General features: G+C 62.8%; 23 protein-coding genes and 1 pseudogene. 9 read left to right on the top strand and 15 right to left on the bottom strand.

Translation table 11 applies throughout. The features are described from left to right. Nucleotides 1-237 (bottom strand): annotated as a pseudogene (locus Y708_RS30960) (alpha-galactosidase); the annotation flags it as partial. Nucleotides 238-300: 63 nt separating this feature from the next. Then, nucleotides 301-2,010, bottom strand: a complete 1,710-nt coding sequence (locus Y708_RS23850; protein ID WP_081746603.1) for an ATP-binding protein — start codon at nucleotides 2,008-2,010, stop codon at nucleotides 301-303. 134 nt (nucleotides 2,011-2,144) lie between these two features. Between Y708_RS23850 and Y708_RS0108320 the strand changes: the two genes are divergently transcribed. From Y708_RS0108320 to Y708_RS0108305, 4 genes are read left to right on the top strand one after another with little or no spacing between them, the layout of a single operon-like run. Continuing rightward, nucleotides 2,145-3,257 carry a PP2C family protein-serine/threonine phosphatase gene (locus Y708_RS0108320; protein WP_028279571.1) on the top strand — a complete coding sequence of 371 codons (1,113 nt, stop codon included), beginning with the start codon at nucleotides 2,145-2,147 and terminating at the stop codon, nucleotides 3,255-3,257. Next, on the top strand, nucleotides 3,254-5,206 hold the full coding sequence (locus Y708_RS0108315) for a glycosyltransferase family 2 protein (RefSeq protein WP_028279570.1): 1,953 nt from the start codon (nucleotides 3,254-3,256) through the stop codon (nucleotides 5,204-5,206). Before Y708_RS0108320 ends, Y708_RS0108315 begins: the two co-directional genes overlap by 4 nt. Further along, nucleotides 5,190-5,522: an STAS domain-containing protein gene (locus Y708_RS0108310; RefSeq protein ID WP_028279569.1), complete on the top strand. Its 333-nt coding sequence runs from the start codon at nucleotides 5,190-5,192 to the stop codon at nucleotides 5,520-5,522. Before Y708_RS0108315 ends, Y708_RS0108310 begins: the two co-directional genes overlap by 17 nt. Then, complete coding sequence (locus tag Y708_RS0108305; RefSeq protein ID WP_028279568.1) at nucleotides 5,515-5,952, top strand: ATP-binding protein; 438 nt, start codon at nucleotides 5,515-5,517, stop codon at nucleotides 5,950-5,952. The genes Y708_RS0108310 and Y708_RS0108305 overlap by 8 nt, the downstream gene beginning before the upstream one ends. On the opposite strand, the gene Y708_RS0108300 is transcribed toward Y708_RS0108305, so the two are convergent. The 9 genes from Y708_RS0108300 to Y708_RS23835 all read right to left on the bottom strand — a co-directional run bounded on the left by Y708_RS0108300 (nucleotide 5,949) and on the right by Y708_RS23835 (nucleotide 15,978). Further along, entirely contained in the window at nucleotides 5,949-7,394 is a 1,446-nt protein-coding gene (locus Y708_RS0108300; protein WP_028279567.1) for an FAD-dependent oxidoreductase, read from the bottom strand. The two genes, Y708_RS0108305 and Y708_RS0108300, sit on opposite strands and share 4 nt — an antisense overlap. Nucleotides 7,395-7,404: 10 nt before the next feature. Continuing rightward, on the bottom strand, nucleotides 7,405-8,607 hold the full coding sequence (gene cobA, locus Y708_RS23845) for a uroporphyrinogen-III C-methyltransferase (RefSeq protein WP_035775789.1): 1,203 nt from the start codon (nucleotides 8,605-8,607) through the stop codon (nucleotides 7,405-7,407). Next, complete coding sequence (locus tag Y708_RS23840; RefSeq protein ID WP_051478830.1) at nucleotides 8,604-9,440, bottom strand: ABC transporter permease; 837 nt, start codon at nucleotides 9,438-9,440, stop codon at nucleotides 8,604-8,606. Before Y708_RS23840 ends, cobA begins: the two co-directional genes overlap by 4 nt. After that, on the bottom strand, nucleotides 9,424-10,158 hold the full coding sequence (locus Y708_RS0108285) for an ABC transporter ATP-binding protein (protein ID WP_028279566.1): 735 nt from the start codon (nucleotides 10,156-10,158) through the stop codon (nucleotides 9,424-9,426). The genes Y708_RS23840 and Y708_RS0108285 overlap by 17 nt, the downstream gene beginning before the upstream one ends. A 9-nt stretch (nucleotides 10,159-10,167) precedes the next feature. Then, on the bottom strand, nucleotides 10,168-11,547 hold the full coding sequence (locus tag Y708_RS0108280) for a sulfate adenylyltransferase subunit 1 (protein ID WP_028279565.1): 1,380 nt from the start codon (nucleotides 11,545-11,547) through the stop codon (nucleotides 10,168-10,170). Continuing rightward, nucleotides 11,547-12,671, bottom strand: a complete 1,125-nt coding sequence (gene cysD / locus Y708_RS0108275) for a sulfate adenylyltransferase subunit CysD (RefSeq protein WP_253905744.1) — start codon at nucleotides 12,669-12,671, stop codon at nucleotides 11,547-11,549. Before cysD ends, Y708_RS0108280 begins: the two co-directional genes overlap by 1 nt. Beyond that, nucleotides 12,668-13,378 carry a phosphoadenylyl-sulfate reductase gene (locus tag Y708_RS0108270; RefSeq protein WP_028279563.1) on the bottom strand — a complete coding sequence of 237 codons (711 nt, stop codon included), beginning with the start codon at nucleotides 13,376-13,378 and terminating at the stop codon, nucleotides 12,668-12,670. The genes cysD and Y708_RS0108270 overlap by 4 nt, the downstream gene beginning before the upstream one ends. Then, the gene (locus Y708_RS0108265; RefSeq protein ID WP_028279562.1) at nucleotides 13,375-15,087 is read right to left on the bottom strand and encodes a nitrite/sulfite reductase; all 1,713 of its coding nucleotides are present in this window, start codon (nucleotides 15,085-15,087) and stop codon (nucleotides 13,375-13,377) included. The genes Y708_RS0108270 and Y708_RS0108265 overlap by 4 nt, the downstream gene beginning before the upstream one ends. Nucleotides 15,088-15,225: 138 nt before the next feature. Beyond that, nucleotides 15,226-15,978, bottom strand: coding sequence for a sirohydrochlorin chelatase (locus Y708_RS23835; RefSeq protein WP_081746627.1), 753 nt, complete (start codon nucleotides 15,976-15,978; stop codon nucleotides 15,226-15,228). 62 nt (nucleotides 15,979-16,040) lie between these two features. Between Y708_RS23835 and Y708_RS0108255 the strand changes: the two genes are divergently transcribed. Together Y708_RS0108255 and Y708_RS0108250 are read left to right on the top strand one after the other, a co-directional pair. After that, on the top strand, nucleotides 16,041-16,670 hold the full coding sequence (locus Y708_RS0108255; protein WP_028279561.1) for a trimeric intracellular cation channel family protein: 630 nt from the start codon (nucleotides 16,041-16,043) through the stop codon (nucleotides 16,668-16,670). A gap of 47 nt (nucleotides 16,671-16,717) precedes the next feature. Continuing rightward, a complete protein-coding gene (locus Y708_RS0108250; protein ID WP_028279560.1) occupies nucleotides 16,718-17,143 on the top strand; it encodes a hypothetical protein in 426 nt (141 codons plus the stop codon). A gap of 8 nt (nucleotides 17,144-17,151) precedes the next feature. Here the strand turns inward: Y708_RS0108250 and Y708_RS0108245 are convergent, their stop codons facing one another. After that, a complete protein-coding gene (locus tag Y708_RS0108245) occupies nucleotides 17,152-17,526 on the bottom strand; it encodes a hypothetical protein (protein WP_028279559.1) in 375 nt (124 codons plus the stop codon). Between the two features lie 45 nt (nucleotides 17,527-17,571). Here Y708_RS0108245 and Y708_RS0108240 point away from each other — a divergent pair, with 45 nt between their 5' ends. Further along, nucleotides 17,572-18,042, top strand: coding sequence for an HIT family protein (locus tag Y708_RS0108240; protein ID WP_028279558.1), 471 nt, complete (start codon nucleotides 17,572-17,574; stop codon nucleotides 18,040-18,042). 167 nt (nucleotides 18,043-18,209) lie between these two features. Here the strand turns inward: Y708_RS0108240 and Y708_RS0108235 are convergent, their stop codons facing one another. The 3 genes from Y708_RS0108235 to Y708_RS0108225 are packed head-to-tail and all read right to left on the bottom strand — an operon-like array spanning nucleotide 18,210 to nucleotide 21,432. Then, nucleotides 18,210-19,313: a polyprenyl synthetase family protein gene (locus tag Y708_RS0108235; RefSeq protein ID WP_028279557.1), complete on the bottom strand. Its 1,104-nt coding sequence runs from the start codon at nucleotides 19,311-19,313 to the stop codon at nucleotides 18,210-18,212. A gap of 43 nt (nucleotides 19,314-19,356) precedes the next feature. Beyond that, complete coding sequence (locus tag Y708_RS0108230; protein ID WP_028279556.1) at nucleotides 19,357-20,667, bottom strand: geranylgeranyl reductase family protein; 1,311 nt, start codon at nucleotides 20,665-20,667, stop codon at nucleotides 19,357-19,359. Beyond that, nucleotides 20,668-21,432 carry a demethylmenaquinone methyltransferase gene (locus Y708_RS0108225; protein ID WP_028279555.1) on the bottom strand — a complete coding sequence of 255 codons (765 nt, stop codon included), beginning with the start codon at nucleotides 21,430-21,432 and terminating at the stop codon, nucleotides 20,668-20,670. Nucleotides 21,433-21,536: 104 nt separating this feature from the next. On the opposite strand from Y708_RS0108225, the gene Y708_RS0108220 reads away from it, so the two are divergent. Both Y708_RS0108220 and Y708_RS0108215 read left to right on the top strand, forming a co-directional pair. Next, on the top strand, nucleotides 21,537-22,877 hold the full coding sequence (locus Y708_RS0108220) for an isochorismate synthase (RefSeq protein WP_051478828.1): 1,341 nt from the start codon (nucleotides 21,537-21,539) through the stop codon (nucleotides 22,875-22,877). A gap of 132 nt (nucleotides 22,878-23,009) precedes the next feature. Further along, on the top strand, nucleotides 23,010-23,804 hold the full coding sequence (locus Y708_RS0108215; RefSeq protein WP_028279553.1) for an ABC transporter substrate-binding protein: 795 nt from the start codon (nucleotides 23,010-23,012) through the stop codon (nucleotides 23,802-23,804). The last annotated feature ends 55 nt before the right edge of the window (nucleotides 23,805-23,859 follow it).

The following is a 23,859-nucleotide window of genomic DNA, read 5'->3' as shown; positions in this document are numbered from 1 at the left end:
CCTGCCGTATTTGTCCAGCACAACGTCGGCGTTCTTGTTGTAACCGCCCGCCCAAGCGTTTGGCTCGTACCACTGGATGTCCACCACCACGGTGTCCCAGCCACATTGCAGCAGGTTTGCAGCCATAAATTCGGCGTTGGCCAGCACCTCGGCCTCCGTCACGGCTGTGCCATAGGAATCCCAGCTGTTCCAGCCGCGTGGAGGAGTCGCGGGCTGTCTGTTGGAAGTGGTCGACAAAACGAAAGCTCCAATTCTGGTTGGAGGAAACTCTCGACTGTTCAGCAGCCTACCGGTGGTCCGTCACCGGGCTTCAGCAGATGACTCCGCCGGACGCGGGCGAGCACCACGCAATGGACCACCATCGTCTGGAAGTTCAAAAGTAAACGTGGAGCCCTTCCCGAGGACACTGCGACAGGTGATCGTACCCCCGTGCTCCTCAATGATCGACCGCACGATGGCAAGTCCAAGTCCCACTCCGGGGATCGCGGCGCTGCGGGCAGCAGATGACCTAAAGAACTTTGAGAAGACCTCGGCGCTGTCCTTTTCGGTCATGCCCATTCCTTCATCAGCCACCTCGCAAACCATTGAGGCTCCTTTTCTTCGCGCGCGCACCCGTACCATTCCGCCGAACGGTGAGTACTTCGCGGCATTGGACAGCAGGTTGTCCAACACCTGACCGAGGCGCGCAGGATCACAGGTTGCCGGCGTCCCCTCCGGCACCTCGTTGGTTATCCGCACACCGGGGTGGTGTCTCCGGCCTGTCATGGACGAAATGGCTTCCCGCACCACCTCATGGAAGTCCGTGCGCACCGGCTTCACGTCCGAGGTGCCCGACGCAGTGGTCAGGAGATCATCCACGAGGCTGCGCAGGCGATCGGTATTGCGCGAAATAATTTTCAGTCCGGAGTGGAAGGCGGGCGTGACATCCTTCGAGTTGGACAGCACTTCCAAGTAGCCCACAATTGCCGTGAGCGGTGTCCGGAGTTCGTGGGAGACCATCGCCACAAACTCCTCCTTGGCGTTCAGCGCCATTACCAGCTCGGTCACGTCATTAAAGGCAACGACGGCGCCTTCGGGATTTCCCTCGTCATCGCGCATGATTCGGGAGGATGTTGACAGCACACGTTGGTCCGGCGGGCTGCCGAGTCGAACCAGGTAGTCGGAATAGTCCTCACCCTGCACTGCGCGGTGGGCTGGTCTCCTGTCCGGAGGCATGCTGGTAGTGCCGTCAGCCTCAAAAATCAGAAGGTCCTTTTCCGCTGCGTCCGTCTCGCCCTCGGGCAGAGCCAAGCGGTGAATCTCGCGCTGGCGCCGGTTGAACAGGATGTCATGACCTTCCGAATCAACGGCCAGTAGACCAACATCCACGGTGTTCACCGTTGTATCCAGCAGTCGTTCCCTCTGCGCGCTCTGGCGCAGCAGCTTCTGCAGCGCCAGATCCTTCTCGCTCATCGAACGCTGCTGGTCCATCATGCTAGCGGTCATGACGCGAATGGTGACGGCAATCCCGAAGAGAATGATCGGGAGCAGGATGGACTGCGTCAGCATCGTGACGGAAATGGAAGGCTCCCAGATGAAGATCGGAACCCAGATCATGGCCAGAGGACCGAGGAAGCTGACCGCCAGGGCCAGGCGTGGGTAAAGGCCCGAAGCACAGACCCACACCACTGGAAACACCGCTAGCAGACCTACGCCCAGAATCTCAGTGTCAGCTCCCCTGCGGAGCATGCCCACCGGAACGAAATTCAGGATTGGGATGAGCAGGAAGAGCCCATAGGGCAGCCGATCCCATGGGATAAGAATGCAGAGGGCAAGGATCACGGCGCTGATGATCAGCCCGAGGCGAAACAGTTCGTTGCTGAAGACTCCGCTGTGCAGCGAAGCGCTGCCGATGGCCAACACGGCCACGGTGATCGACATGGGCAGCTGACTCAGAACCACCCGCAGCCGCAGGGACATCTCGTGAAACTGCCGGGTGTTGAAAGTCAAATAGGACAGCGCTTTATCCATGGCGGAGTTTGCTCCTGCTAGTGCGGCGGTTATAAACGCCTTCCCACACTATCGAATACCGACGGATTGGTGGGAATATAGTCGTTTTGAGCCACTGGCAGACATGGCATCATTTATCTGCCTTTAATGGGTGCATGGATAATCAGACTCCGCGGCGCGCATTGGTTCTTGAAGATGATGAAGATATCCGCGGATTGTTGGTCCAAATTCTCACCATGGAGGGTTTCGAGGTTCTCGAGGCGGGCACCGCCAAGCAAGGAATGGAAGCCGTCCGCCAAGGCGTCGACCTGATCACGCTGGATCTCAATCTGCCCGACGGCGACGGAATTGACGTGTGCCGGGAAATCCGGCTCGTGTCGGACGCGTATGTCCTGATGATTACGGCAAGGACCGAGGAAATCCAGCGTCTTACGGGACTGGAAACCGGTGCTGATGACTACCTCAGCAAACCATTCAGTCCGCGGGAGTTGGTTGCCCGGATTAACTCGCTTTTCCGGCGCCAGAAGTCACAAACGGACAGTGACGCCGCCTCGCGCGATGAACTCGACCGCGCGTCAATGGTCCAGAAAAGTCTGCTTCCGGGACAAACCCTGGGTCTGCCAGGCTATGAAATGGCGGGCAGGTTTCAACCGTCACGGGCCGTAGGAGGAGATTTTTATGACTGGTACGCGGCTCCGCACGGTCTTCACCTCACCGTTGCGGACGCCATGGGGAAGGGGATGGGCGCCGCGCTTATCGCAGCGACTGTCCGCGCGGTCATGCGCTCTGCCTCGGCTGAGCCAAACCTCGACACCGCCTTCGCCGCTGCAAGCCGGGCACTGGAATCCGATCTTGAACAGTCAGGATCCTTTGTCACCGCCTTCCATGCGCGGCTCCATGCCGACGACGGCACACTGAAGTACATCGATGCCGGCCACGGACTTGCCCTGCACATAAAGGCCAACGGGAACAACGTCAGGTTGCCGTCCTGCGGACCGCCCATTGGCGCGTGGCCGGGTCAGAGTTGGGCGACAGCAAACGTCTCGCTCGAACCAGGGGACACGCTTGCAGTCGTCAGCGATGGTCTGCTGGATATTTTCGACGATGTCGACGAGTTCTCGGAGGCTGTTGCAACGGTGATTGAGGACAGCGCGTCCACCCGGGCCGCGTGTGACGCGGTCGCCTCCATGACAAACGGCGCGGCTGTGTCCGATGACGTTACCGTTGTCCTGATCAGCAGGAACCGCCGGGAACCACTTTCAGCATGACCCGGTTCCTTACCCGCCTGCTGGTGGTTCTCACGGTGATTCTTGGTGTCAACTACATTGCGTGGCGCTGGATCGAATCGCTCAACTGGGATGCCTGGTGGATTGCCGTTCCCCTGATCGTTGCAGAAACCTACAGCCTCATCGACGTGACGCTGTTTGGGCTGACTGTGTGGCGGCTGAAACACCGCGGGCAGCCGGAGCCGATGTCCGGAGCAACCGTCGACGTTTTTGTCACGACCTATGACGAGCCAACGGACTTAGTCATGGCAACAGCCCTCGCAGCGAAACGCATCCGATATCCGCATACAACCTGGATTCTTGACGACGGCAGCCGCCCTGAACTTCGGATCCTCGCCGAAACACACGGTCTGGGGTACCTGACCCGGAGCGCGGAATGGGTGGATCGCCCGCGGCATGCAAAGGCCGGCAACCTGAATAATGCATTGATGGTGACCGAGGGCGAATTCCTGCTCATCCTCGATGCGGACCAGATTCCAGCTCGTGACATTCTGGACAAGACGCTCGGATACTTCAACGACAGCCGGGTATCGCTGGTTCAGACACCCCAGTACTTTACGAATGTGCCGGCCGATGATCCGCTGGGGAGCCAGGCACCTTTGTTCTACGGGCCCATCCAGCAGGGAAAGGACGGTTGGAACGCCGCGTTCTTCTGCGGTTCAAATGCAGTGTTGCGTCGTGAAGCATTGATGCAGCTGGGCCTCGTGGGCTACGTAAGAGACGTTGAACAGAGCGTGAGACGGGCACTCAAGGCCTCCAAAACCGCAATCCGGCGGGCACGCGCATCCAATGAAGCCTCCGCTCCACTTGTTTCCGGCCTCCTTGACGAGATAGAGGCCGCAACGGAACAGGCCAGCCGGGACATCCGGGCCCAGCAGCCCTTGAGCGAGGTCACCTATACCGTTCGTCGAAAGGTCAACGCAGCAGTGCAGACACTGGTGCAGGCGGATTTCTCCTCATTGGATGCAGACCTCGCAGAGATCGCGGCGATGGATCTGGCGGCTGGAGAGGAGTTCGGTCTGCCACCGGAGATCGATCGCGCAATCGATGTGATGTCCAATCGGGACTGGTCTCCCCTTGGCGCCCTGGAGTCGGTTCAGGCCGTCCTCGACGCCATCTCTGTGGAGCGGACCAGCGAAGCACAACCGATCATGCCGCTGGCTACGATTTCGGTCACCGAGGATATGGCCACCTCCATGCGCATGCATTCGATGGGATGGCGCAGCGTGTACCACCACGAGGTGCTTGCATTGGGCCTGGCACCCGAAGACCTGAAAACGATGCTGACACAAAGACTTCGGTGGGCGCAAGGAACCATGCAGGTGTTTCTGCGCGAGAATCCCCTGGTGCAATCCGGAATGAAAATCGGGCAACGGCTCATGTATTTTGCGACAATGTGGAGTTATCTCAGCGGGTTCGCCGCTGTTGTCTATTTTGCCGCACCTATTATTTACCTGATTCTGGGCATACTGCCGGTCAATAGCCTCAGCACGGATTTCTTTATCAGATTCATCCCTTTCATGATCATCAACCAGTTGCTTTTTGCTGTGGCTGGTCGCGGGATTCCAACGTGGCGCGGCCAGCAATACAGCCTCGCACTGTTTCCCACCTGGATTAAGGCGTGCACCACGGCAGCGGGGAATGTGTGGTTCAACAGACCGCTCGGATTCGCTGTCACGCCAAAAGTCCGTGGGGAAGGCGGGCCGCAGTGGAACCTGATCCGCCCGCAGCTGGTGGTCATGGTGCTGCTCCTGGCCGCCGTCCTCATCGGTATCGGAAGACTTGCCGTGGGACTGAATGAACCTGTTGGTACTCTCGTCAATGTGGCTTGGGTGATCTTCGATCTGGTGATACTGAGCGTGCTGGTCAAGGCCGTGCGATACGGCGGATTTAGTAGGACTGAGAGGAATAACAGTGCAGTTCAGCATTGAGCAGAGGGAACGCTACACGGAGGTCAGCGGAAAGGGCAGGTTGAATATGGTCACTGCTCCCCTGCTCCGCGAAGTGGTGGCGCAAGCCGTAGGCGACGGGCGCACGCGAATCGTCCTGAACCTCGGCGAGATCATTTTTATGGACTCTTCCGGCCTGGGCGCTCTCATCGGCTGCCTCAAGGTGGCCCGGCAGGCAGGTGGCGACCTCCGCATCGCCTGCGTCCAGCCGCAGGTGAAGATGGTGCTCGAACTCACCAGCATGCATCGCGTGCTTGCCCCGCACCCCACCGTTGAAGAGGCATTCGGCAATGACTGACTACATTGCGCGGCGCGATCTACGGTCGCCAGCTCACCCACATACGATCGACGACGTTCATCAGCTGCTTGACGGGCTGTGGGCGGACGTGGGTTTTGTGCCCCAATTGGACCAGATGACGTTTGCAACCGCGGTGATCGAAGCAGTCACAAACGTCATTCAACATGCCAAACCGGAACGCGGCGCGTCACTTGAGATCGGCGTGAAGCTAACTGTCACCGAACTTCGCCTGCGGGCAAAGATTTCGGAATACAACGCCAGACCTCACGGGACAATCAGTTCCCCAGCGTTGCCCGGCACGGATGCCGAATCGGGCCGGGGTTTAGCGCTGATTCAGGCTCTGGTCTCCACCGTAACGGTGGAGCGCCGGGGCGACAGCAATGTTTGGATCTTGATCAAGGACTCGGTAAGCACCAACCAGGACAGCTAGCTGACAGCGTCCGCCGATTCCGAAAGCCTACGGGAGACTGCCACCATTTCCTCACGGGAAACCACCTTGATGCGCTCCCGCACCACGCCGTCAACCGCGGTTGCTGCCTCACCCAGCGCGAGTTCGTGCGTATCGAGCGTCAGCCATCCTTCCCACGTTGTGTACTGGACACCGCGGGTTTCCAGGAGGTCGACGACGGCGGACTCCGCGGGCGCGGCGGCCGCGGGCAGGCTCACCAAGTCGGCCAGCAGGTACGTGACCGTCTCCAGCGCATCGCCCTTGGTGTGGCCGATCAGGCCCACCGGTCCCCGCTTGATCCAGCCGGTGGCATAGACGCCGGAAACATGCGTTCCGGCTGCATCCAGGACGCGGCCGCCGTCGTTGGGGATCACGCCGCGGCGGTGATCGAACTCGACCTCCGGCAGCGCCGAACCGAAGTAGCCCACTGCGCGGTAGACGGCCTGGACGGGGTAGTCGATGAATTCGCCGGTTCCCACAGCGTTGCCGGTTCCGTCCAGCTGCGTCCGCTCGAACGTGATTCCAGCGACCCGTCCGTCCTCGCCGATGACCTTCACCGGGTTGTGCAGGAAGTGCAGGTGCAGGCGTCGTGATGCCGTCCTGGATTCGGGGCCGTCGTCGTCGGCCACCCAGTTGGTGAGCGTTTTGACCATGGTCTTGGTCTGGTTATTGGTGGCGATCTGGTTTTCGGACTCGGCGTCGAACTCGAAATCTTCGGGGTAAAGCACAATATCGACGTCGCGTGAGTGGGACAGTTCGCGCAGTTCCAGCGGGGTGAACTTCACCTGCGCCGGACCGCGACGGCCAAACACGTGGACATCCGTGACCGGGGATGCCCGAAGACCCTGGTACACATTGTCAGGGATTTCGGTGACCAGCAGGTCATCGGCGTGCTTGGAGAGAACGCGGGCCACATCCAGTGCGACGTTGCCGTTGCCGATCACCGCAACCTCTTGCGCGTCGAACGTCCACCCGCGGGGCACATCGGGGTGTCCGTCATACCAGGAGACAAAGTCGGCGCCGCCAAACGAGCCTTCCAGTTCAATGCCGGGAATGTTCAGATCGGCGTCCTTGATGGCGCCGGTAGCGAAGATGACGGCGTCGTAGTGTTCCCGCAGGACCTCCAGTGTGAGGTCCACGCCGTACTCCACGTTGCCGAAGAACCGGATATCGCCACGGTCCAGGACCTTATGCAGCGCAGTGACAATGCCCTTGATGCGCGGATGATCGGGGGCAACACCGTAACGGATCAGCCCGTAGGGCGCCGGGTAGCGGTCAAAGAGGTCAATGCTCACGGCGAGCTGGCCAGATTTCACCGCCTCGGACTTGGTCAGGATGTCCGCGGCGTACACGCCCGCGGGCCCTGAGCCGATGACGGCAACGCGCAGTGCCCGCGCATGGGGGAAGGTAATGGGTTCTGACACGGCTGTGCTCCTAATGCGTTGGGTAGTGCGGTGAAAGTTCGACGACGTCGCCCACCACAATCACGGCCGGCGATTTCACGCCGCGTTCCCGGGCGAGCTGGGCGATGGTATCGAGGGTGCCTATGGTCACCCGTTGGGATGGCATCCACCCGTTCTCGATGATGGCGACGGCGGTGGACGGCCTCCGTCCGCCGGAGACCAAGGATTCGGCTGACGTCCCCAGCAGTGACACTCCCATCAACAGAATCAGAGTGTGGTCGCTGCCCGCAGGGATGAGGCCGATCTGCTGCGTGATGTCCTCGTGTCCGGTGATCACGCTGAAACCCTTGGCCACGCCGCGGTGGGTCACGGGTATTCCTGCGGCAGCCGGCACGGAGATGGCCGAAGTCACCCCCGGGACCACCTCCACCGGGACGCCGTGATCGCGGCAGTAACTCTCCTCTTCGCCGCCGCGGCCCAGCACATACGGGTCGCCGCCCTTGAGGCGGACCACCTGATTGCCCAGCAGCGCCTGCTCCACCAGGATCCTGTTGATTTCATCCTGCGGAACCGGATGATGTCCGGGCAGCTTACCCACCTCGATCACCTGCACATCCTGGCCAAGCTCGGAGAGCACCGAGCGTGGGCCGAGCCTGTCTGCGACAACGACGTCCGCCATGGCCAGCAGGCGGCGGCCGCGGGCCGTGATCAAGCCGGCGTCGGCCGGGCCTCCGCCCACCAGCGCGACGGATCCGGTACCTGCTGAACGGTGTCTCCGCAACGGTAGGTCGCCCGCCTCCAAGGCCGCCGCAACGCCGTCGCGCAAGGCCATTGCGCGCTTGGGGTCGCCGTCGGTATTGACCGCCACGCTCACGCCGTCCACGGATGCGACGGCGGGAACCCAGGCCCGCGAGGCGGAATGGTCGCCGCCCTTGACGCACCAGATGCGGGCGGCATCGGCGTCGGCGGCGACCTGATCCTCCACAGCGGGCGAACCGGAGTGGCTGAGCACCAGCCACGAGCCGTCGATGTCGGACCGAACATACTCGCGCTGCAGCCACTCCAGCCGGCCGGCGGCGGAGAGGTCCACAATGTCCTCGCAGGCAAAGGGGGCAACAACGGTGACGAGGGCGCCGTCGTCGAGCAGTGCCGGAATGCGGCGCGCGGCAACCGGCCCGCCGCCAACCACCACAACGCGGCGGTCGCGGAGCTGCAGCCCAAGGGGATACGTCATCGGGTTCCTCCCGTGAGTAGGCCGCGACGGCGCAGCAAACGGCGTTCGAACGGGCCAAAAACCAAAACCTCAATCACAACGCCCACCAGCAGAATGAGCAGTATGGCAGCCAGAACACCGCCAACATCGTCCAGTTCACGTCCGCGCTGGAGCAACGTGCCGAGGCCGAGTCCCAGATCCTGGCCTCCGGAGATGATCTCCGCAGCCATCAAAGCGCGCCAGGAAAATGCCCATCCCTGTCGGAGACCGGACACATAGCTGGGAAGGGCAGCCGGCAGGACGATGTGTGTTGCCATGTCAAACCAACCGGCGCCAAGCACCGTCCCCACCCTACGGTGGAGAGGCTGGATCTGGTCCACGCCCGCCAACAGCCCATTTACTATTGCGGGTACAGCGCCGGTGAGGACCACAAAATACACCGTCGTGTCCGTAACCCCGAAAAACAAAATTGCAAGTGGCACCCAGGCAACGGTGGGAAGGGTCAACAGGCAGGTCATGAAAGGAGCAACGGCGGCGCGCAGCCACAATGAGCGGGTGAGCGCGAGCGCCAGGACGGTTCCGACCAGCACCGCCAGGAGGAAGCCCGGGATCCCGCGGCCAAGGCTGGTTGCCACACTCTGAGCAATCTCACCGGATGCCCAGAGACGTGACAAAGACGCAAACAATTCGACCGGGCCGGCGTTGCCTGTGGCAGCAGCGGAGAATGCCCACAGCAGGAACACAACCACCAGTGTGATTGCTGGTGCGACGATGGAGCGCGAGCGGAGCCCCCGCAGCGAACCCCTGAGGGAAAGCCGGTTGGATCCGGATGTGGCTTCAGCCAACTTCGGCAAGGCCGTGCACCTCCCGGTGCAATACGGCCCGGATCTCCTCTGCCAGCGCGGCCGCGGCCAACGCGTCCCGTCGCTGCAGATCACCGACGGTCCATTCACCGGCGATGGTTCCTCCGGATGATGACAGCAGCACGACGCGTTGCCCCAACCGGATGGCTTCGCGGACGTTGTGAGTTACAAGGATGATGGTGCGTCCGGTAGCTCGCCAGATCGCCTCAAGCTCATCGTGCAGAAAATCCCGCGTGATCGAATCGAGAGCACTGAAGGGTTCATCCATCAGCAGCAGGCTACGGTTCTGTGCCAGCGCACGAGCCAACGCCACCCGCTGTTTCATACCCCCGGACAGCTGGTGAACCAGGCGGTGACCAGCGCGGTCGAGCCTGACCATCTTCAGCAGTTCCTGTGTTCTCACCGCACGCTGCGCGCGTGGCATTCCGGTGAGTTTCAGGGCGAGCCCAATATTTCCGGCAGCGGTCAGCCATGGCAGCAGCGCGGATTCTTGAAACATAACGGCCGCCGGTGGAGCACTGAGGCTGCCGGAATCGGCGTGGTCGAGGCCTGCAACGATGTTCAAGAGCGTTGATTTTCCTGAGCCTGAGCCGCCCAGTAGGCAAACAAATTCACCCTCCGCAATGGAGAGATCCATCCCCGACAGCACTGGGCTGTTGCCGTAACTCTTGGTGAGGCCGGCGAACTCGACCGTTGGAGCCGGGCTCATGATCGGTTTCTAGATGTCATAGCGTTCGTCCTCGCGGGCTGCCAGTTCCAAGTGGTCGGATTCGACCAGGCCGGCGGCCAGGGTATTGCCGTCGGAGTGATCAATGACCAGGAAAGCTCCGGTGCGGCGGAAGTTCACGTAGTTGTCCACGGGCAGCGGGGCTGCGAGTCGAATGTGGACGGTACCGATGTCATTGAGCTCAAGGCCCGACGCCGGCTGATCGGCAAACGCTGCCAGGTCCAGTTTGTTGATGACCTGGCGGACCAGGCCCTGAACGGTCTTGCTGCCGTGCTTGATGAGAACTTTGGCGCCTTCCCGGAGCGGCTTCGGTGAGAGCCAACAGAGGGCGGCGTAGAGGTCCTGGCTGGACTGGTTGTGGGTCCCCGCTTCCGCGAGGAGGTCTCCCCTCGCGATGTCGATGTCCGCTGCAAGCCGGATCACCACCGACTGGGGAGCAAAAGCCTCCTCAAGTTCGTCTCCAGCCAAGTCGATGCCGGTGACGGTGGTTTCACGACCAGACGGCAACACGCTCACGGCGTCGCCCACGCGGATGGAGCCGGAGGCAACCTGACCGGCATACCCGCGGTAATCGCGGTACTGCCCGGCGTCCAGGCCGGGCGCAACCGCTCCCTGCGGCCGGATGACGCTCTGAACCGGGAAGCGGAAGGCCTCAATGTCGGTTTCGAGGTCGGCGAGCGCGGGCAGCACTTCCAGGGTTTCCAAAAGTGAGGGCCCGTTGTACCAGGGGGTGCGCGGGGAGCGGTCCACCACGTTATCGCCATCGAGCGCTGACACCGGAATCACGGCAAGGTCATCGAGCTTCAGTTCACGTGCCGCCTGCTGGAGCTGTGCTTCGACGTCGCGGAAAACGTCCTCGCTGAAATCGACCAGATCGATTTTGTTCACCGCAACCACAATGTGGGGAACGCGCAGCAGCCGGGCTACGGCCAGGTGTCTGCGCGTCTGTTCCAGCACACCCTTGCGGGCGTCAATGAGCACGACGACGGCGTCCGCGGTGGACGCGCCGGTCACCGTGTTCTTGGTGTACTGCACGTGTCCCGGCGTATCAGCCAGAATGAAGGATCGGTTGGCCGTCGCGAAGTAACGGTAGGCCACGTCGATGGTGATTCCCTGCTCCCGTTCGGCGCGGAGGCCGTCGGTGAGGAGTGCAAGGTCGAGCTTCTGGGTGCCGTCGGCCTGTTCGCCGCCGAAGCCGCGCTCGGCGGAGGTTCGGGCAACGGCATCGAGCTGGTCGGCGAGCACCGACTTGCTGTCGTGGAGCAGGCGGCCCACCAGGGTGGATTTGCCGTCGTCGACCGATCCGGCCGTGGCGAACCTGAAGAGTGTGGCGTGGTCGAGCTTGGTTTCTACGGTTGCTTGCGTAGTCATTAGAAGTACCCGTCTTTCTTGCGGTCTTCCATGGCGGCTTCCGAAATGCGGTCATCCGCACGGGTGGCGCCGCGTTCGGTGAGGGTGCTGAGGGCTACTTCGCGGACGACGGCAGCCACGGTGGCTGCGTCGGATTCGACGGCGCCGGTGCAGGACATGTCCCCTACGGTGCGGTAGCGGACGGTCCGTGTCTCGACGGTTTCCTTGACCGTGGGCAACGACACATCTCCCACCGCGCGCCACATGCCGTCACGGCTGAAGACCTGGCGTTCGTGGGCGTAGTAGAGGCCCGGGAGGTCAATGTTCTCGCGTTCGATGTAGCGCCAGACGTCCAGCTCGGTCCAGTTCGAGATGGGGAATGCGCGCACGTGCTGGCCGACTGTATGGCGGCCGTTGTAGAGGTTCCACAGTTCGGGGCGCTGGTTGCGGGGGTCCCACTGGCCAAACTCATCGCGGAGGCTGAGGATGCGTTCCTTGGCGCGTGCCTTGTCCTCGTCGCGGCGTCCGCCGCCAAAGACGGCGTCGAACCTGTTGCTGTTGATGCTCTCCAGCAATGGCACAGTCTGCAGGGGGTTGCGGGTGCCGTCCGCGCGTTCGCTCAGTTCGCCGCGGTCAATATACTCCTGCACGGAACCCACAACGAGCCGCAGTCCCAGCCGTGCAACCGTCCGGTCGCGGAACTCAATGACCTCGGGAAAATTATGGCCAGTATCAACATGGAGCACCGGGAAAGGAACCCTGCCGGGCCAAAACGCCTTGGTGGCCAGGTGCAGCATCACCACGGAATCCTTGCCACCCGAGAACAACAGAGCGGGCCGCTCAAACTCAGCGACAACTTCGCGGATGATGTGGATCGCCTCCGATTCAAGTGCATCAAGCGAGCCAAGGCGGTGTGCGGTGCCACCAAGGCGAGCCTTCTGCGAAGCCGTATCCGATGCCGCCCAGGGAGTGGCATCGGGATCGAGCCCGTCAGCGGTTACGTTGTTAGGCGGCTGCACCGAGCCTTCACGGCGCTTAGACACGTCGCCTCGTTCCTCGGCTCCGCGATGCGCGCCTTCCGAAGGCACGGCTCCGCCGCCGAGTCGTGTATCTAACGTCTCGAAGGTGTTTGTTGAATTGCTCATTGGTGGATTCCGCACTCTGTCTTGGCGAGTCCGGCCCAGCGGCCGGCTCGGGGGTCTTCTCCTGGGGCTACTGGACGGGTGCATGGCTGGCAGCCGATCGAGGGGTAGCCGTTGGAGAGCAGCATGTTGACGGGGACCTGGTGCTCTCCCGCATAGTCGAGAAGGTCGTCAAAGGTCCAGGCCGCAAGCGGGCTGATCTTGACCAGGTTGTGAACATGGTCCCAGGTGATCAGGGGCGTGTTGGTCCGGGTGGGTGCCTCGTCGCGGCGTACACCTGTGAACCAGACCTGGTAGCCGGAGAGTGCCTTCTTCAGCGGGTCCATCTTGCGCATTGCGCAGCACTGGGCCGGGTCCCGTCCGAACAGGTCCTTGCCAAACTCGGCAGCCTGTTCCGCAACGGTCAGCTCCGGCATCACGTCAACAATGTTGATGTCCAGCTGTTCGGCAACTTCATTGCGCGTGACGTGCGTTTCGGTGAAGTGGTAGCCGGTTTCCAGGAAGAGCACGTCTACGCCGGAAAACTGTTGGGAGACGAGGTGCGGGAGCACGGCGTCGGCCATAGAGCAGGCTACGGCGGCCTGCGAGACGTCGAAATTCCGGGCCACCCACGCGATGACCTCTTCGGCAGGCGTATCCCATCCGAGCTCCTCGGCCCCGTGGGCGGCGAGGGCTTTGAGATCGGCTTCCGTTCGTAGTGCAACACTCATTGCAGCACTCCTTCTTCGGCCCGGTGCGCCCATTGGGCGAATGTCTCGTCTACGGTGCGGTCTGCGGCGTACTGCCGGACCACCCTCTCCACGTATTCAGGGAGGTTTTCCGCGGTGACCTTGAGTCCGCGGACGGTCCGGCCGAGGCCGGCTTCCTCGCGTTCAACGGACGCCAGCCCGCCGCCCAGGTGAACCTGGAAGCCTGGGGTCGGGTCGCCGTCGGGCGTTGGCAGCATCATGCCTTTGAGTCCGATGTCCGCGGTTTGGATGCGGGCACAGGAATTGGGGCAGCCGTTGATGTGCAGCGACAGCGCCTCGGGCAGCTGCTTGCTTTCCACCAGGTCGGCGAGGCGGCGTTCCAGCTCGGCGACTGCTGTTGCGGCGGTAACTTTGGTTTCGACGATGGCGAGCTTGCAGTACTCGATGCCAGTGCAGGCGATCGTGCCACGGCGGAACACGGACGGCCGGGCGGAGAGACCGAGGGCGTCAAGCTCGGTGACGAGCCGCTCCACCTGGTCCTTGGGCACGTCGAGGACGACGATTTTCTGGTGCGGCGTGGTGCGCAGCCGCTGCGAGCCGTGGGCTTCCAGGGTGGACGCGAGCCTCACAAGCTGGCCGCCGGAGAGCCGGCCAGCCAGCGGGGTGGCGCCGATGAAGAACTTGCCGTCCTTCTGTTCGTGCACGCCGATGTGATCGCCCGGCGAGGAGGGCTTGGGTGCCGCCGGGCCGTCGTCGAGCTTGTAGCCGAGGTATTCGTCCTCGAGGACCTGACGGAACTTCGCTGTCCCCCAGTCGGCGAGCAGGAACTTCAAGCGGGCCTTGGTGCGCATGCGCCGGTAGCCGTAGTCGCGGAAGATGCTGGTGACACCGAGCCAGACGTCGGCGGCCTGATCCGGGCGGACGAAGGCGCCGAGCCGTTTGCCCAGCATGGGGTTGGTGGAGAGCGCGCCGCCCACCCAGAGGTCGTAGCCGATCCCGAGCTCCGGATGGACCAGGCCAACCAAAGCAACGTCGTTGATTTCGTGGACCACATCCTGGCTGGGGTGGCCGGTGATGGCGGTCTTGAATTTGCGCGGCAGGTTGGCCAGTTCCGGATCGCCGATGAAGCGTTCGGCGAGTTCATGGATCAGCGGCGTCGGATCGATAATCTCGTCCTTGGCGATGCCGGCCACCGGGGAGCCGAGGATGACGCGGGGAACGTCGCCGCAGGCTTCCGTGGTGGAGAGACCTACCGATTCAAGGCGGCGCCAGATTTCCGGCATGTCCTCGACCCGGATCCAGTGCAGCTGGATGTTCTGGCGGTCCGTGAGGTCGGCCGAGTCGCGGGCGAAGTCGACGGAGATCTGGCCGATGACGCGCAATTGCTCGGTGGTGAGGGCACCGCCGTCGATGCGCACGCGCAACATGAAGTACTTGTCTTCAAGTTCGTGGGGTTCCAGCGTGGCTGTCTTGCCGCCGTCGATCCCTGGTTTCCGCTGGGTGTAGAGACCCCACCAGCGGAAGCGCCCGTGAAGATCGGTACCGTCAATCGAGTCAAAGCCGTGTTTGGAGTAGATCTGCTCGATCCGTTCTCGCACGTTGAGGCCGTTGTCCTCCTGTTTCCAGGTTTCATTGGCGTTCAGGGGCGTTGTGCCGTCCACTTTCCACTGTCCGTGGGGCTTGGAAGCCGGCCGGGCGGGCTTCTTAGCGGCTGCTACTGAACTCGTCATATAAAAACAGTAGGTCTGGTCAGAGGGGCGCTTCAAAGGTCCGGCAACACCCGTTCACGTGGCGAAACCCGGCGTCACATATGCGTCATTTCCTTGACAAGCCGCGATATCCAAACGCCGCGGGGCGTTCGGACCGCATTACGCCCGGACGCACACCTTCACTAACGCCCGGCACGGGCGTCCGCAGTCACCGCTCGGCGGCAGCGCGCCAAGGTGTGCAACCGCGTCGTCGTATCGCTCCAGCGCCAACTCCGCCAGCACGGTGGCGGGCAGCAGCGGTGCGCTGACGACCTCGGCGCCCGCCTTGGCCAGCTGGTCGTGGAAGAAACCTGGAGCCAGAAGGTAGGACGCAATCGCGGGCGGGGCTGAGCCGTCGCCCATCAGGTCCGCTACCGCCTCGGGTACCGATGGCTTGGCGCTGGCGCCAAATCCAGCGGCAATACGGCCGCGGCGCAATACTCCGAGTTGCGCTACTAGTTCATTGACATCTTCGGCAGCGCAGGCGTCCGACGAGCCGGCGGCGGCCAACACCACGCCGTTGTCCTCTTTCACCCCTGCCTGCGCAAGCCGCTGCTGCAACAGTGCGGCGAGCCGTGGATCCGGTCCCAGCGGCGCGGCCGCCACGGTGTGCGGACGGCTGGCCACCGCCTGCGCGATGTCCACCTTCACGTGATACCCCACCGAAAGCAACAAGGGAACGACGACGGCGCGCCCCTCGGGAAGCGCAGCCACCACGTCCGGCAGTTCGGGGCCCTGTACATCAACGTAGGCTTCGCGGATATCAAGCTCAGGCCGAAGCTCCGACATTTCCTCCCGCAGCCGGTTCACTGCGGCCTGCCCTGCGGGGCTGCTGGTTCCGTGGGAACAGGCGATGAGGATTGGCTGAGTCATGTTGGCCATTGAAGCACCTGCCTGAGACTATTTACAGTTGAGCCCCGTAACGCAAGGACCCCATGAACGCTCCCCTGATACTCGACCTGTTCGGTGTGTTCTTCTTCGCCATGTCCGGCTCCCTGCTGGCGGCACGAAAGGGCTTCGATTTGGTGGGATCCTTGCTCCTCGCCTCGCTCGCCTCGTTGGGCGGGGGCGTTGTCCGCGACCTGATCATTGACACACAACCCGCGGCGTTCTCCAACCCGGCGTACCTTATTCCGCCCGCGCTGGCCACGATTCTGGTGTATTTCCTGTTCTCCGGAGTGGAGAAAGTGAGCAAACTGCTGGTCCTCTTCGACGCGGGCGGCCTGGCACTTTTCTGCATCGTGGGCACACTGAAGGCGATGGATTTTGGACTGAATCCGGTGGCGGCGGTGTTGCTGGGCGTGACCACAGCTGTGGGTGGCGGACTGCTGCGTGACGTCGTCGCAAACGAAATTCCACAGCTGTTCGATCCCCGTGACATCTACGCCATCCCGGCCTTTCTCGGAGCGGTACTGACCGCGCTACTGGTGTGGGCCGAATGGTTCAACGTGGTGACCGGCATTGTCGTCGCTGTCGTCGTCTTCGCGCTGCGCGTCCTCGCCTGGCGCCATGGATGGCACGCACCGCTCGCTTCCGCGGGCCGCAGGCGGCGCGAGGCCCCGTGACCCCTATAGACTTGGAGCAATCCCCCATCCCACACTTGGAGTCATAAGTGACCGAGCTCTTCCTGGATAAGTTCCGCGCCCTCGTTCCCACGTACTTCGACGAGGAGTGGGAGGAGGAAGACGGGCTGTCGTCCTCCGAGCTCGAAGATCTCATGGAGGATCAGATCTTCGAGCTGCCCCTGGCTTTGCGGGACTTCTACCTGGCCGTCGGCGCCTGCGAGGACCTTATGGAGGCCTTCCACTACTTCTGGGATCCCGACGAGCTGGAGATCGAGGACGGCCACCTATTGTTCCTTGAAGATGCCGAGGAAAAGTATGCTTGGGGAATCCGGGTTGATCAGCTGGAAGTCCCGGACCCCATCATCTGGCGGCGGAACAACAACCGTGGTTCCTGGAAGAGCGAGGAGGGCACGTTCAGCGAGTACGTGCTGGACATGTTCGAGTGGGTGTTTGAGGACGACGAGTCCACCTGAGGCTCCCGCTACCTCTGTGACAGGTCAGAGCCCATGGTGGAGAAGACGATCATCCCGCCGAATATGCCCGGGAGCAACAGAACCAGCGACAGGATCGAGTTAATGGTCAGTGCTGCAACACTCCACATCTGCCGCGGCGGAGCATTAGTCATAGCGCCGAAGAGCAATCCCATCCCGGAGAGCACCAACAAGTACGGTGCCAGCAAAAGGCCTTCCGCAAATACCGCAACTGCTTGTTCGCCGGCGCTGGCCGACAAGGCCGTGACGAGCCAAACCATGATTGATGCCACCACAACGGCGTGTACCAGCGAGGCTGCCCGCATCACCCACCACCCTGTTTCACGTCCGGCGTCTTCAAGCTCTGTGGGCAGATCTTTGTCCATACACCCGATTTTCCCTCAAAGTCCCGGGATTCGGGGTGAGTCACGGTGAGCCTGTGGACAACCCACGCCCCGGACGGCTACGAGTGCCCGTTCTGCGACCTGGCATCCGGAGAGTTCCGCTTTGAGTCCAATCTTTGCCGCCCAACCGACGTGGTGTACAGGGACGACCTGGTGCTCGCCTTCATCGCATCCCACGGCTTCGAGCCGCATCCCGGCCACGTACTGGTGACGCCGCGGGCCCACTTTGAGCTGTTGTATGACCTGCCCGACGACGTAGCGTCCCGCATCATGATTGTCACCCGCGATATGGCGGTGGCCGTCAAGAAGGCCTGGCAACCGGACGGCGTCTCAACCCGCCAGCACAACGAACCCGCGGGCAGCCAGCACGTCTGGCACTACCATCAGCACGTCCTTCCCCGCTGGCATAAGGACGGTTTCTACTTCACACCGAAGCGGCCAATTGTGGACCCTGAAATGCGGGCGCAGAAGGCTGCTGAGCTGCGGGCTGTCCTGTGACCATTTACTGTCACCGCAGCAGCAGCCGAACCCAGTCCTGCACTTTCTAGGCCTCAAACTGCGTGTCGCGTTTCCGGAACCGCGCAAACACGCGGGTGGCAGAAACTGACATCGGCAGAAAGTGCAGGATTAGGTCCGCGTTGGGTCGTCGTCGGCCGGGCCGGACCCTAGACGTCCCGCGTCACCACTGCCTGCGCAAAGCTGGCCAGGGCCTGCTTCACCACGCTGTCCGGCAACGGCGCAAGCGAGGCAACGGCGTCGTCTGCCCACTGGCGTGCCACGGCCCAGGCCTCCTGCGTCACCGGATGCGAGCGCAGTGCGGCAACGGCCTCGGCCAACGCGGCATCGGAAGTCAGATCGCCGTCCACCAGTTCCAGCACGGATACAGCCGACTTGTCACCGGCCGCGGCAGCCTCTCGTAACAACAGCACGGGCAGGGTGGGCACCCCCTCCCTGAGATCGGTTCCCGGAGCCTTGCCGGATTTCGCTTTCAGCCCGGTGACGTCAATGACGTCGTCCGCAAGCTGGAACGCGACGCCCACCTTCTCGCCGTAGGAAACCATGACATCCACGGCCGACGCCGGTGCGTCGGCGAAGATCGCACCCAGCTGACCCGATGCGGCAACCAGTGACCCGGTCTTGTCCGCGATCACCGATAAGTAATGGGAGACGGGATCCTCGCCCTCGCGGGGGCCCACTGTTTCATGGAGCTGTCCGAGGCACAGCCGCTCGAAGGTGCGCGCCTGAATTCCGAGTGCACGGCTGCCAAGCTCGGAGACCAGGATGGACGCGCGCGCGAAGATCAGGTCGCCAGTGAGGATGGCCACCGAATTGCCCCATACCTCATGGGCGGTGGGCGCGCCGCGCCGGTAGGGCGCGGAGTCCATGACGTCGTCGTGATAGAGAGTGGCGAGGTGGGTGAGTTCGACGACGACGGCGGCCACCACCACTTCCGGCTTGGCAGCACTGCCGAGGTGGGCCGCAAGAATGGTCAGCAGCGGACGGATGCGTTTGCCGCCTGCCTCGACGAGGTGGCGGCTGGTGGCATCCGCCAACGGATCCGAGTGGGCTATTGCTTCCCGCAGCTGTTTTTCCACTTTGGCGAGGCAGGTGGAGACCGCCGGGCCCAGGTCCGGGTCATCTGCAACGAGTGCAAATCCCGCCGGGAGGGTAAGCCCGGTGGCGATCACACCGGTTGCCGTGTCCAGTTCAACGCCGCTTGGCCGTGGGTGCCCTGCGCTGGTCCAGGCGGGGTTGGGGGATTCCGTCATGGTCCTAAGCCTACCGACTGGGGAACGGCTGCGAGTCCAGCAGCTAACCGGTTGACCGCGCGGAAAACCCGCGGGATGCTGTGGCGGCTTCATTTCCGGTGGCCGGGACCAGTGACTCCAGTACCCGGATGACCCTGTCTTCGAAGCCCTTGCCGCCCTGGTCCGTGAGATTTGCGAGCACCCGCACAACGAACCTCATCAGGACCGGGATGGGCATCCCGGTGCGGAGCGCCAGCCGCAATATCGCGGGCTTCCCAATCAGTTGGGCGAAGATGCGGCCCAGAGTGAAATGGCTCCCCCACTGTCCCTGGACATACGGCCCGTACCCGGACAGCACATGATCGCGGCCCAACGCCGAGGAAACCGCCTGCGACCGCACAATGAACTCGACCGCGTAACGCGCCGACTCCATCGCGTAGGAGATTCCCTCACCGTTGAACGGTGACACCATGCCGCCCGCGTCGCCCAGCAACAGCAGTCCCGGGCTGTAGTGCGGCGTCCGGTTGAACCCCATGGGCAGCGCCGCACCACGGATCTCGCCCACCTGATAATCGGGGCTGAAGTTCCAATCGGCCGGCATTCCAGCGGTCCAGTCCCGCAGCACCTGCTTGTAATCGAGCTTGCCGAACGAGGCAGACGAGTTCAAGATTCCCAGGCCCACATTCGAGGTCCCATCCCCCACGCCAAACACCCAGCCGTAGCCGGGCAGCGGCCGCCCGGACGCGTCCGGGAGCTCAAGCCATCCCTCCATCCACGGATCCTCATGGCGGGGACTGGTGAAGTAGGTCCGTACGGCCACGCCCAGCGGCCGGTCGTCGCGCTTGGCGAGGCCAATGCTGACTGCCGTGCGCGTTGAATTGCCGTCGGCGGCAAGCACCACATCGGCGTGGAACGTCTTTGTTTCGCCTGTCTTCCGCCCATTGCTGTCAAGGATATTGACGACGACGCCGGTCACACGGCCGACCTTGTCCCTCACCGCGGTGGTCACCGAGTGGCCTTCAAGGATTTGCGCACCGGCGGAGCGGGCATGCTGTGCGAGCTGCTGATCGAAACCCAACCGCGTGCGGACGAGTCCATAGGAGGGGAACTCGGTCAGGACCGGCCACGGCACTTCAACAGTGCGGCCACCGGCAATCAAGCGCAGGCCCACGTTTCGGCGCCAGCCAAGGTCCTCACCGTGTGGAAGCCCCAGCAGCTGGATTTCGCGCACGGCGCGGGGGGTGAAGCCGTCGCCGCACACCTTCTCCCGCGGAAAGAAGGACTTCTCTATGACAGTGGTTTCGATGCCGGCGGCTGCGAGGTAGTAGGCGGCGGTCGCCCCTGCCGGGCCCGCACCGACTATCAGGACCGACACCTAGTTGGCAGCCCGTGTGCTGCGGCGCCGCAGCCTCGACTGTGAGCCGGCGGCCGGCGTGGTGATCGCCGCAACCGGCTTGGTAGCGCGGTGCACCGCGACGATTCCGCCATTGAGATTACGGTACGCAACCTCACCCCAACCGCTGTCTGTGATCCAAGCGCCAAGCTCGTCCTGGTTGGGCCAGGCGCGGATGGATTCCGCCAAGTAGACGTAGGCGTCAGGGTTGGAGCTGACCTTGGTAGCGATGGCGGGCAGGGCGCGCATCAGGTATTCGGTGTACATGGTGCGCCAGAGCGGAATGGTGGGTTGCGAGAACTCGGCGATGACCAGTCTGCCGCCCGGCTTGGTAACGCGCAGCATCTCCTCAAGCGCCCTCTTTGGGCGGTGGACGTTGCGGAGGCCAAAGGAAATGGTGCTGGCGTCAAACGAGTTATCGGCGAAGGGCAGGTTGGTGGCGTCCCCGGCGATGAAATCAATATCGGGGCGGCGGCGCTTCCCAACGCGCAGCATCCCGAGAGAGAAATCACACGCGACTACGTTCACGCCGGCATCCGCGTACGGCTCGCTCGAGGTTCCCGTGCCGGCCGCAAGATCCAGTACGCGGTCACCCGCCCTGGCACCAACGGCCTCCACCACGATCCGCCGCCAGCGATGGCTCTGCCCCATGGACAGGACGTCATTCACCACATCGTACTTCGGCGCCACGTCGTCAAACATGGCAGCCACTTCGTCAGGACGTTTATCGAGCGATGCACGGTTCACCTGTCCATTGTCTCAAACATGTCCCAAACAATCGAAGCGGCTGCGAATCCCTTGAAGCCACCGCCCGCCGGACCTGCTCCCGCGCCGGAGTAGGCTTGTGCATCATGAGCAATCCGTCCCCTGCCACGGTGGCGCCGCCGCGTGAACATACGCCGGCCCTTCGCAGCATCACCATCCCGCGGGGCGAACTGGACAGCAGCACCGGCCTCCTTGACTACGTGATCCGCAACGACACCCACACGTGGGTCCGGCGCGGCGACGGACTGGTGGCATTCGGGGAGGCCGCACGTTTCACCACCCACGGACCCTCCCGGTTTGCACAGGCACAGGTGTGGTGGCGGGCGCTCCTGGCCGGGTCCGACGTCGTCAATCCCCTCCCGCAGTCCGGAACCGGCCTGGTGGCCTTCGGTTCGTTTGCCTTCTCCAAAACGTCGCTCCATCAGTCGCGGCTGATCGTTCCGCGGATTGTGGTGGGCTGTAAGGACGGCCACAGCTGGCTGACCTACATTACGGACGACGACGACACCGACCTGAGTGCCGACGCCGCCGAAGCGGCACTCGCCGAATACCTCGACGAGGTGGCACCGGAACGCGGGCCCTCCCACGGAGACCGTCTGGCGTCCGGGATTCTCACCGAAGAACAGTGGATGACGGCGGTCAGCCGCGGCGTGGCGCATATCCGTGCGGGCGAGCTGAGCAAGCTGGTGTTGGCGCGGGATGTGGTTGCCGAGCTGGGATCCCCGATCGCCACGGCGCAGGTGCTTCGCGAACTGGCCGTGCGGTACGCGGACTGCTGGACGTACTCGGTGGACGGGCTGATCGGGTCCACGCCCGAGATGCTGATCAAGGTCGAGGACCAGACAGCGCGTGCCCGCGTCCTGGCCGGGACGCTGGACCGCTCCAATGCTCCAGTTGGCGACGAAAATTACGCACAACGTGTGCTGGCCGGCTCGGAGAAGCAGCAGCACGAACACGAGATCGCCATTGATTCGCTGACACACCAGTTGGAGCCCTTCACATCGAGCATGACCTCGCACAGCGAGCCGTTTGTACTGGAACTGCCCAACGTGTGGCATCTCGCCTCCGATGTGAGCGCTGAACTGGCCGTGGATAGCGACGGCCGAGTGCCGACGTCGTTGGCGTTGGTTGAAGCGCTGCACCCGACTGCCGCCGTGTGCGGCACTCCCACCTCGGTTGCCGGCGAGCTGATCCGGGAACTCGAGCATCTGGAGCGCGGGCCGTATGCCGGGCCGGTGGGCTGGGTGGACGCTGCGGGTAACGGCGAATGGGGTATTGCGCTCCGGGGAGCCGTCGTGGAATCGCCCACCCGCGTGCGGATGTACGCCGGCTGCGGGATTGTCGAGGGGTCAAACCCTGCCGCGGAACTCGCCGAGTCCTGGAGCAAATTCCGGCCCATGATCGAGGCACTTGGGCTGAGGCTTTAGCCATCGAAACGCAAACGTAACCCGCGTCACTTGGTTACTAATAGGCAATTCCTGTAGCCTGTGATGCACATCTCTATTCCCGTTAGAATCTAGATGAAGATTCTTTACATCCGTCCTGAGTTGAGGTAATCCATGTTTTCAAAGATCTCGAAGTCGCTTGCCCTTGTGGCCGTCGGCGCCCTTGCCCTGACCGCCTGCGGCGGCGGCACTGAATCCGGCGAAGAAGGCGGGGAGAGCGGGCTGGGCCTGGTTTCGGAAGGCACCCTGACTGTCTGCTCGGATACACCGTATGAGCCGTTCGAGTACGAGGTCGACGGTGAGTACACCGGTTTCGATATGGACCTGATGCGGGAGATCGCCACGGGCCTGGACCTTGAATTCGCTGTGCAGGACGTCGGCTTCGATGGCCTCCAAAGTGGCGCCGTGCTTGCAGCGGGTCAATGCGATGTTGGCGCAAGCGCCATGACCATTACTCCGGACCGCGAAGAAAACCTCACCTTCTCCGAGCCCTACTATGACTCCCTGCAGTCCCTGCTTGTCCCCGTGGACTCCGATGTTGCAGCGATTGAGGATCTTGCCGGTCTGTCCGTTGGCGTCCAGCAGGGCACCACGGGCGAGGCATACACCCGGGAGAACGTTCCCGAAGACACCGAAGTGGTCGCCTTCCCGAGCGACGCCGAGCTGTACTCCGCGCTGCAGGCCGGCAACATCCAGGCCATCCTTCAGGACCTGCCCGTCAACCTGATCCACACGGAAGACGGCACCTTCACCATCGTTGAGGAGTACCAGACCGACGAACAGTACGGCTTTGCATTCCCCAAGGAAGGCAGCGAGGCACTGGTGCAGGCAGTCAATGGCGAGCTCACCGGCCTGAGGGACAGCGGCACCTACGACGAGATCTACAACAAGTACTTCGAGGAGCAGTAGAACCCCTACGGATCGCGGCAGTTCCCTGAGCGGAACTGCCGCACCTGTCTCTACC

The organism is Arthrobacter sp. H5, from assembly GCF_000520595.1.
Lineage (GTDB): Bacteria > Actinomycetota > Actinomycetes > Actinomycetales > Micrococcaceae > Arthrobacter_D.
The sequence above is the reverse complement of the archived record's forward strand: the minus strand, read 5'-3'. Positions and strand labels throughout refer to the sequence as shown.

Bases quoted from the DNA above. Each gene is read 5' to 3' on its own strand.
- Y708_RS23850 (WP_081746603.1), bottom strand. From the start codon at position 2,010: ATGGATAAAGCGCTGTCCTATTTGACTTTCAACACCCGGCAGTTTCAC.
- Y708_RS0108320 (WP_028279571.1), top strand. From the start codon at position 2,145: ATGGATAATCAGACTCCGCGGCGCGCATTGGTTCTTGAAGATGATGAA.
- Y708_RS0108315 (WP_028279570.1), top strand. From the start codon at position 3,254: ATGACCCGGTTCCTTACCCGCCTGCTGGTGGTTCTCACGGTGATTCTT.
- Y708_RS0108305 (WP_028279568.1), top strand. From the start codon at position 5,515: ATGACTGACTACATTGCGCGGCGCGATCTACGGTCGCCAGCTCACCCA.
- cobA (WP_035775789.1), bottom strand. From the start codon at position 8,607: ATGACGTATCCCCTTGGGCTGCAGCTCCGCGACCGCCGCGTTGTGGTG.
- Y708_RS0108285 (WP_028279566.1), bottom strand. From the start codon at position 10,158: ATGAGCCCGGCTCCAACGGTCGAGTTCGCCGGCCTCACCAAGAGTTAC.
- Y708_RS0108280 (WP_028279565.1), bottom strand. From the start codon at position 11,547: ATGACTACGCAAGCAACCGTAGAAACCAAGCTCGACCACGCCACACTC.
- cysD (WP_253905744.1), bottom strand. From the start codon at position 12,671: ATGAGCAATTCAACAAACACCTTCGAGACGTTAGATACACGACTCGGC.
- Y708_RS0108270 (WP_028279563.1), bottom strand. From the start codon at position 13,378: ATGAGTGTTGCACTACGAACGGAAGCCGATCTCAAAGCCCTCGCCGCC.
- Y708_RS0108265 (WP_028279562.1), bottom strand. From the start codon at position 15,087: ATGACGAGTTCAGTAGCAGCCGCTAAGAAGCCCGCCCGGCCGGCTTCC.
- Y708_RS23835 (WP_081746627.1), bottom strand. From the start codon at position 15,978: ATGACTCAGCCAATCCTCATCGCCTGTTCCCACGGAACCAGCAGCCCC.
- Y708_RS0108255 (WP_028279561.1), top strand. From the start codon at position 16,041: ATGAACGCTCCCCTGATACTCGACCTGTTCGGTGTGTTCTTCTTCGCC.
- Y708_RS0108245 (WP_028279559.1), bottom strand. From the start codon at position 17,526: ATGGACAAAGATCTGCCCACAGAGCTTGAAGACGCCGGACGTGAAACA.
- Y708_RS0108235 (WP_028279557.1), bottom strand. From the start codon at position 19,313: ATGACGGAATCCCCCAACCCCGCCTGGACCAGCGCAGGGCACCCACGG.
- Y708_RS0108220 (WP_051478828.1), top strand. From the start codon at position 21,537: ATGAGCAATCCGTCCCCTGCCACGGTGGCGCCGCCGCGTGAACATACG.
- Y708_RS0108215 (WP_028279553.1), top strand. From the start codon at position 23,010: ATGTTTTCAAAGATCTCGAAGTCGCTTGCCCTTGTGGCCGTCGGCGCC.